Genomic DNA, 6,905 nt, shown 5'->3' on the forward strand with positions numbered 1-6,905 from the left:
CGTGCGGGCCGGTCGTGCGGTCAGCCGTGCAGGGCGACGTAGGGGGCCAGCACCAGCAGGCACACCACCAGCGCGCCCTTCAGCGCGGCCGCCGGGACCGTCCGGGCGATCACCCATCCCGCCAGCACGCCCGCCAGCTCCGGGACGCCCAGCAGCGCCGCGAGCCGCCAGTCCACCGCGCCCGCCGCGACGTACCCGGCCGTCCCGGCGGCGGCGATCACCACCGACTGGGCCTGCGCCGCCGCCAGCGCCGGCAGCACCGGCATCCCCAGCGCGATCAGCAGCGGGACGCTCAGCAGCGGCCCACCGACCCCGAACATCGCGCCCACCGCCGCCACGCCCGCGCCGACCGCCACCGCCGCCGGCCACCCGATCCCCCGCCCCGCCCCGTCCCCGTCCCCGGTTCGGTTCCCGGGTCCGGTGCCGCCGGCGTCCGGCGGGCGCCGCCGCAGCACCAGCACCGCGACCAGCGCGATGAACACCCCCAGCAGCACCCCGAACGCCCGGCCGGTGACCAGGCCGTTGGCCAGCACGCCCAGCGGCGTCCCCACCAGCGCCGCGACCGCCAGCAGCGCAGCCGTCCGCCGCGTCCGCGGCTCGCGCAGCTGCCCCGACCGCGTGTACACGGCCGTGCCCAGCACCCCCGTCGCGACGTTGGTGACGATCGCGGTGCCCGCGACCCGCGCCGGCGGCAGCCCGGTGAACGCGAACAGGCCCACCGTGATCAGCACCCCGCCCGGCCCCACCGCGGTGATCCCGATGCCGGCCGCCACGGCCAGCAGCACCAGCCCCGCGGCCACCGCCGGCTCCAGCCCCGCCACCGCCACGCACCTCGCCTCCGCCGCCCGCGGCTCAGGCTATGCCGCGCCCCCCGCCGCACCGCAAGATCGGCGATCGCGGCGGCCGGGTCAGCCGCGCCGCGCGGGCGGGGCGAGCGCCCCGGACAGGAACAGGGTGGTCGCGGCGGCGGTGGCCTCCTCCACGCCCAGGCGGTCGCGCAGGACGCGCGACACCACGCCCTCCAGCAGGCTGAAGTACAGCTCGGCGAGGGTGTGGACGGGCAGGTCGGCGCGGAAGTGCCCGGCGGCGGCGCCGTGCTCGAACACCGCGCGCAGCGGCCCCGCGAGCCGCCGCTCGATCAGCCGGGCCTCCCGCGGCGTCCGGTCCGGCAGCCCGAGCGCCCGGTGCCGGCAGGCCGCGGCGATCGTCGCGCGGGTCATCCGGGCCACCGCCTCCTCGATGGGGACGCGGTCCAGGCGGGCGTCCTCCAGCCGGGCCGTCAGGTCGGCCAGCGCGGCCTCGTAGAGCGCGTGCAGCAGGGCCTCGCGGCTGGGGAACCAGAGGTCGAGGGTCTCGCGGTCCACCCCCGCCGCCGCAGCGATGTCGGACATGTCGGCCGCGCAGGCGGGCGTTCCGCGCTCGGCCAGCATCGCGGCGGCGGCCCGGAGGATCTCCGCCCTCACCCCGTCGCCGGCGACCGTCCCGCTGCCCATCGCGGGAAAGGCTACACCCGCCGCGGCGCCTCCCGGAGGGCCTCCTCCCGGCCGCCCCCGCGGCGGGGCCGGCGTCCCGCGCGGCGTGTCGGTTGCGGTGCCGCCCGCCCGGCAGGTGGGGTGGGAGACGGCCCGCACCGGGCCGCGACACCTGGGAAGGGCATCCCTCATGGAAACCGTGCACTCCAAGGACGGCACCCGCATCGCCTTCGACCGGACCGGGAGCGGCCCCGCCCTGGTCTGCGTCGGCGGGGCGCTCAACGACCGCGGGTCGGCCGCTCCGCTCGCCGGGCTGCTCGCCGGCCGGCACACGTCCTCGCCTATGACCGGCGGGGCCGCGGAGACAGCGGCGACACCCCGCCCTACGCCGTCGACCGCGAGATCGAGGACCTGGCCGCCGTGCTCGGCGCGGCCGGCGGGTCCGCCGCGGTGTACGGGATGTCCTCGGGCGCGGTGCTGGCGCTGCGCGCCGCCGCGGCGGGGCTGCCCGTCACCCGGCTCGCGCTGTTCGAGCCGCCGTTCCACTCCGGCCACGACGACCGGCTGACCCGTGCGCGCGCCTACAACACCGAGCTGACCGGGCTGCTGGCCGACGGGCGCCGCGGCGACGCGCTCGCGCTGTTCATGGAGGGCGTGGGGATGCCGCGGGAGATGGTGGCGCAGGCCCGCAACTCGCCGATGTGGGCGGCGCTGGAGGCGCTCGCGCCGACCCTGGCCTACGACTCGGCGGTGATGGACGACGCCCGCGGCGGCGCGATGCCCGAGGCGCTCATCGCCCGCGTGTCCGCACCCGCGCTGGTCGTGGACGGCGGCGACAGCCCCGCCTGGATGCGCGACACCGCCCGCCGCGTCGCGGCGCTGCTGCCCGCCGGGACGCACCGCACCCTGGACGGCCAGAGCCACGACGTCGCCCCCGAAGTCCTCGCGCCCGTCCTGGCCGACTTCCTGGCCTGACCCGGGGCCCGGGGCCGCCGGGGGCGCACGGATGCCGGGGCGCGGGCCGCCGGGGCGGGGGGCGGTCAGGGCACCGGGACCTCGATGTGGCCGGCCGCGCCGCGCCGCAGCGCCGCCCGCCCCGCGGTGACCTCCGCCGCCCACGCCTCGAACGCCGCCAGGTCCTCGGCGGGCACCGCGACGTCGGCCTCCACGGTCGCGGCGTAGCGGACGTCGCCGGGCCGGTGCCCGGCCGCGTGCAGGTCGCCCAGGAACCGCCCGGCCAGGGCGTGGTCGACGCCGACGGTGACCGTCACCGCCGGGCGCAGCTCGACCACCCCGACCGCGTCGACGGCGTCGGCGACCGCCTGGGAGTAGGCGCGCACCAGGCCGCCCGCGCCGAGCTTGACCCCGCCGAAGTAGCGGGTGACGACCGCGGCGGTGCCGGTCAGGCCGCGCCGCAGCAGCACCTCCAGCATCGGCGCGCCCGCCGTCCCGGCCGGCTCGCCGTCGTCGCTGCTCTTGGTGATCTCGCCATGCTCCCCGACGACGTAGGCGGTGCAGTTGTGGGTCGCGTCGCGGTGGGCGCGGCGGTGCGCGGCGATGAACGCCGCGGCCTCGGCCTCGTCGGCGGCGCGGGCGAGCGTGCAGACGAACCGGGATCGGCGTATCTCCAGCTCGCGGGAGCCGCCCTGTCTGATCGTGCGCATGGCGCGTCCGAGTCTACGGCCGGGGCGTGTTCGGCCCGGCGCGGCGGCGGGCACGGTGGGCGGCATGGGTTCTTTGGACGCGGGTTCTTTGGACGCGCTGTACCGGCGCTGGCTGTTCGAGGTGTGGGAGGGCGACTTCGCGGTGGCCGAGGAGATCCTCGCGCCCGGCTTCACCGGCCACTGGCCGGACCTGGAGGTGCACGGGCCGGCCGAGGCGGCCGAGCAGGTCCGCCGCTCCCACGAGTACTTCTCCGGCGTCCGCACCGGCCTGGACGCCGGCCCGGTCGTCGGGGACGGGACGGGGGGCGGGATGGTCGCGGCCGCGTGGACCTTCCACGGCACCTACCGGGGCGGCGTGCCCGGCGCGACCGCCGCGCCCGGGACGCGGGTGTCGTTCCGCGGGCAGGACATCTTCCGCGCCGAGGACGGCCGGTTCGCCGAGTACTGGGTGGTGTCGGACGCGCTGGGCCTGATGACCGCGCTCGGCGCCGTCGGCTGACCGCCCCCGCCTCCCCCCGGGAGGCCCGCGGGCGGCCGCGCGGGAGGCCGCGGGTCAGACCAGGTCGACGAGGTCGGCGACCGAGTTGACGACGCGGCTCGGGCGGAACGGGAACCGGGCGATCTCGTCCTTGCGGGTCACCCCGGTCAGCACCAGGATCGTCTCCAGCCCGGCCTCGATGCCGGCGACGACGTCGGTGTCCATCCGGTCGCCGATCATCGCGGTGGACTCGCTGTGCCCGCCGACCACGTTCAGCGCGGTCCGCATCATCAGCGGGTTCGGCTTGCCGACGAAGTACGGCTCCACCCCCGTCGCCCGCGTGATCATCGCGGCGACCGCGCCGCACGCGGGCAGCGACCCCTCCGGGGACGGGCCGACCGGGTCGGGGTTGGTCGCCACGAACCGGGCGCCGCCCTCGATCAGCCGGATCGCGCGGGTGATCTGGGAGAAGCTGTAGGTGCGGGTCTCGCCCAGCACCACGTAGTCGGGGTCGATGTCGGTCAGCACGAAGTCGGCCTCGTGCAGCGCCGTGGTCAGCCCCGCCTCCCCGATCACGTACGCCGACCCCTCGGGGCGCTGGTCGGCCAGGAACCGGGCGGTCGCCAGCGCCGAGGTCCAGATCGACTCGGCGGGGACCTGCAGGCCGGCCGCCGCCAGCCGGGCCGACAGGTCCCGGCGGGTGTAGATCGAGTTGTTGGTCAGGACGAGGAACGGCGTCCCGGCCGCCGACAGGCGGCGGATGAACTCGTCGGCGCCGGGCACGGGGCGGCCCTCGTGGACCAGGACCCCGTCCATGTCCGACAACCAGTACTCGATCGGCCTGCGTTCGGTCATGCCCCCATTGTCGCAGGTGAGGATCTTCGTTCGGACCGTTCCCGCGCGGCCGCCGCCGGCGCCGCCCCGGCGGCGGGGCGGCGATGGGGCGTTGACCTGCGCGTGACGCGGATCATAGATTTTCGAGACGGCGCACCGAACCGTGTTCGGCGGTCGGGCCGCGCGGCGGCGCGCCGTGACCCCGCGGGAGGCGCGACGTGCAGGACCGTCCAGTGCAGGATCGTGACAGGCAGAGCGGGCGGCAGGCCGCGCCGCCCGGCGGGCTGCCGGGCATCGCCGAGGTCAGGGAGCGGCTGACCGCGCCGGGGAGCCTGTTCGAGATGGACGAGGTCGACATCCGCGGCGTCCGGACCCGGGTGTGGAAGAACGCCCCGCCCACCCTGCGGGAGATCCTGGAGATCTCCCGCGCCCACGGCGACGCCGACTTCCTGGTCTACGAGGGCGACCGGCTCACCTTCGCCGCGCACTACGCGGCCGCGGCGGCGTTCGCGCGGCGGCTCATCGACCGCTACGGCGTCGGCAAGGGCGACCGGGTCGCGATCGCGATGCGCAACTACCCCGAATGGTCGGTGGCGTTCTTCGGCGCCGCCGTCGCCGGTGCGGTGGTGGTGCCGCTGAACGCCTGGTGGACCGCCGCCGAGCTGGAGTACGGGCTGTCCGACAGCGGCGCCAAGGTCCTCGTCGCCGACGCCGAGCGCGCCGAGCGGCTCGCCGGGGCGCTGCCGGGCCTGGGCGCGGCGTGCCTGGTCGTCCGCCCCGACGGGCCCCTGCCGGCGGGCGCGGAACCGTTCGCGGAGGTGCTCGGCGACCCCGGCGACCCGGCCGCCGCGTCGCTGCCCGACGTGGCGATCGGCCCCGACGACGACGCCACCATCTTCTACACCTCCGGCACCACCGGCCGCCCCAAGGGCGCGCTGGGCACGCACCGCAACATCGCCACCAACCCCGTCAGCCTCGCCTACGGGATCCTGTCGGCCGGGGTCCGCGCCGGCCGCACCGTCGAGGAGCTGATGGCGCCGCAGCCGCGGGTGACGCTGCTGAGCGTGCCGTTCTTCCACGCCACCGGCTGCCACTCGGTGCTGGTGACCAGCGCGCTGCAGGGGGGCACCGTGGTGCTGATGTACAAGTGGGACGTGACCAAGGCGCTGGAGCTGATCGAGCGGGAGCGGGTCACCGGGTTCGGCGGCGTCCCCACGATGGCGTGGCAGGTGCTGACCTCCCCCGAGTTCGGCCGGTACGACACCTCCAGCCTCACCGGCGTCAGCTACGGCGGCGCCCCCGCCGCGCCCGCGCTGCTGGACACCATCAAGGAGCGGCTGCCCGAGCGGGTCCCCGGCAACGGGTACGGCCTCACCGAGACCTCCTCGGTGACCACCTACAACGGCGGCGTCAACTACCTGGAGCGGCCCGAGAGCGTCGGCCCGCCCGTCGCGGTCTGCGACGTCAAGGTCGTCGACCCGGCCGGGAACGAGCTGCCGCCCGGGGAGGTCGGCGAGCTGCTGATCAAGGGCCCGAACGTCATCAAGGGCTACTGGAACAAGCCGGAGGCGACCGCGCAGGCGTTCAGCGACGGCTGGTTCCACAGCGGCGACCTGGCCCGGCTGGACGCCGACGGGTTCGTCTACATCGTCGACCGCGCCAAGGACATGCTGATCCGCGGCGGGGAGAACATCTACTGCGCCGAGGTCGAGGCCGCCCTGTACGAGCATCCGGCGGTGGCCGACTGCGCCGTGATCGGCGTCCCGCACCAGGTGCTCGGCGAGGAGGTCGGCGCGGTCATCGTGCCGCGCCCCGGGGAGAAGGTCGCCGCGGAGGAGATCAAGGAGTTCCTGGGCGGGCGGATCGCCGCGTTCAAGGTGCCCGCCCACCTGTGGTTCCGGGACGAGCCGCTGCCCCGCAACCCCGGCGGCAAGATCCTCAAGACGCGGCTGCGCGAGGAGCTGCTCGGCTGACCCCGCGGGCGGCCCGCGCGGGGCGGCCGGGACGCCGTAAGGTGATCTTGTGATGAGCAGTGATCCGCGTTCGGGAATCCGGCAGGTCGAGGCGCCCGGCCTGGCGCCCGGCCCCGGCTACAGCCACGTCATCTCCGTCGACGTCCCCGGCCGGCTGGTGGTGGTCAGCGGGCAGGTCGCCCTGGACTCGGCCGGGAACCTGGTCGGGCCCGGCGACCTGGAGGCCCAGACCCGGCAGGTGTTCGGCAACCTGGAGGCCGCGCTGACCGCCGCGGGCGCGACCTGGGAGCACGTGATCCGGCTCGGGTACTTCCTGCGGGACGCGGGCGGCGTGGGCGTGGTGCGGTCCGTGCGCGCCGAGTTCGTGCCCGAGGGGGTGGAGCCGGCCGCGTCGCTGATCGAGGTGTCCCGGCTGGTCCGCGACGACCTGCTGATCGAGGTCGAGGCGCTGGCCGTCGTCCCGGCCTGCTGACCCGGCGACCGC

At 76.4% G+C, this 6,905-nt stretch carries 8 protein-coding genes; 4 read left to right on the forward strand and 4 right to left on the reverse strand.

Going from position 1 to position 6,905, the window contains the following annotated elements:
- Positions 1–20 precede the first annotated feature (20 nt).
- Positions 21–821, reverse strand: a complete 801-nt coding sequence (locus ACIWVC_RS32375) for a sulfite exporter TauE/SafE family protein (protein ID WP_396455008.1) — start codon at positions 819–821, stop codon at positions 21–23.
- Positions 822–908: 87 nt separating this feature from the next.
- On the reverse strand, positions 909–1,493 hold the full coding sequence (locus ACIWVC_RS32380; RefSeq protein ID WP_396452464.1) for a TetR/AcrR family transcriptional regulator: 585 nt from the start codon (positions 1,491–1,493) through the stop codon (positions 909–911).
- Between the two features lie 399 nt (positions 1,494–1,892).
- Between ACIWVC_RS32380 and ACIWVC_RS32385 the strand changes: the two genes are divergently transcribed.
- Positions 1,893–2,447 carry an alpha/beta fold hydrolase gene (locus ACIWVC_RS32385; RefSeq protein WP_396455009.1) on the forward strand — a complete coding sequence of 185 codons (555 nt, stop codon included), beginning with the start codon at positions 1,893–1,895 and terminating at the stop codon, positions 2,445–2,447.
- 65 nt (positions 2,448–2,512) lie between these two features.
- Here ACIWVC_RS32385 and ACIWVC_RS32390 read toward each other — a convergent pair whose 3' ends face one another.
- Positions 2,513–3,136, reverse strand: coding sequence for an IMPACT family protein (locus tag ACIWVC_RS32390; protein WP_396455010.1), 624 nt, complete (start codon positions 3,134–3,136; stop codon positions 2,513–2,515).
- 64 nt (positions 3,137–3,200) lie between these two features.
- Between ACIWVC_RS32390 and ACIWVC_RS32395 the strand changes: the two genes are divergently transcribed.
- Positions 3,201–3,635: an ester cyclase gene (locus ACIWVC_RS32395; RefSeq protein WP_396452458.1), complete on the forward strand. Its 435-nt coding sequence runs from the start codon at positions 3,201–3,203 to the stop codon at positions 3,633–3,635.
- A 54-nt stretch (positions 3,636–3,689) separates the two neighbouring features.
- Here the strand turns inward: ACIWVC_RS32395 and ACIWVC_RS32400 are convergent, their stop codons facing one another.
- Positions 3,690–4,469, reverse strand: coding sequence for an HAD-IIA family hydrolase (locus tag ACIWVC_RS32400; protein ID WP_396452456.1), 780 nt, complete (start codon positions 4,467–4,469; stop codon positions 3,690–3,692).
- A 212-nt stretch (positions 4,470–4,681) separates the two neighbouring features.
- Between ACIWVC_RS32400 and ACIWVC_RS32405 the strand changes: the two genes are divergently transcribed.
- Positions 4,682–6,421, forward strand: coding sequence for a class I adenylate-forming enzyme family protein (locus ACIWVC_RS32405; RefSeq protein ID WP_396455011.1), 1,740 nt, complete (start codon positions 4,682–4,684; stop codon positions 6,419–6,421).
- Positions 6,422–6,473: 52 nt separating this feature from the next.
- Positions 6,474–6,893 carry a RidA family protein gene (locus ACIWVC_RS32410; protein ID WP_396452452.1) on the forward strand — a complete coding sequence of 140 codons (420 nt, stop codon included), beginning with the start codon at positions 6,474–6,476 and terminating at the stop codon, positions 6,891–6,893.
- Positions 6,894–6,905 lie beyond the last annotated feature (12 nt).

The sequence above is a fragment of the Actinomadura sp. genome, from assembly GCF_044508335.1.
Taxonomy (GTDB): Bacteria; Actinomycetota; Actinomycetes; order Streptosporangiales; family Streptosporangiaceae; genus Spirillospora.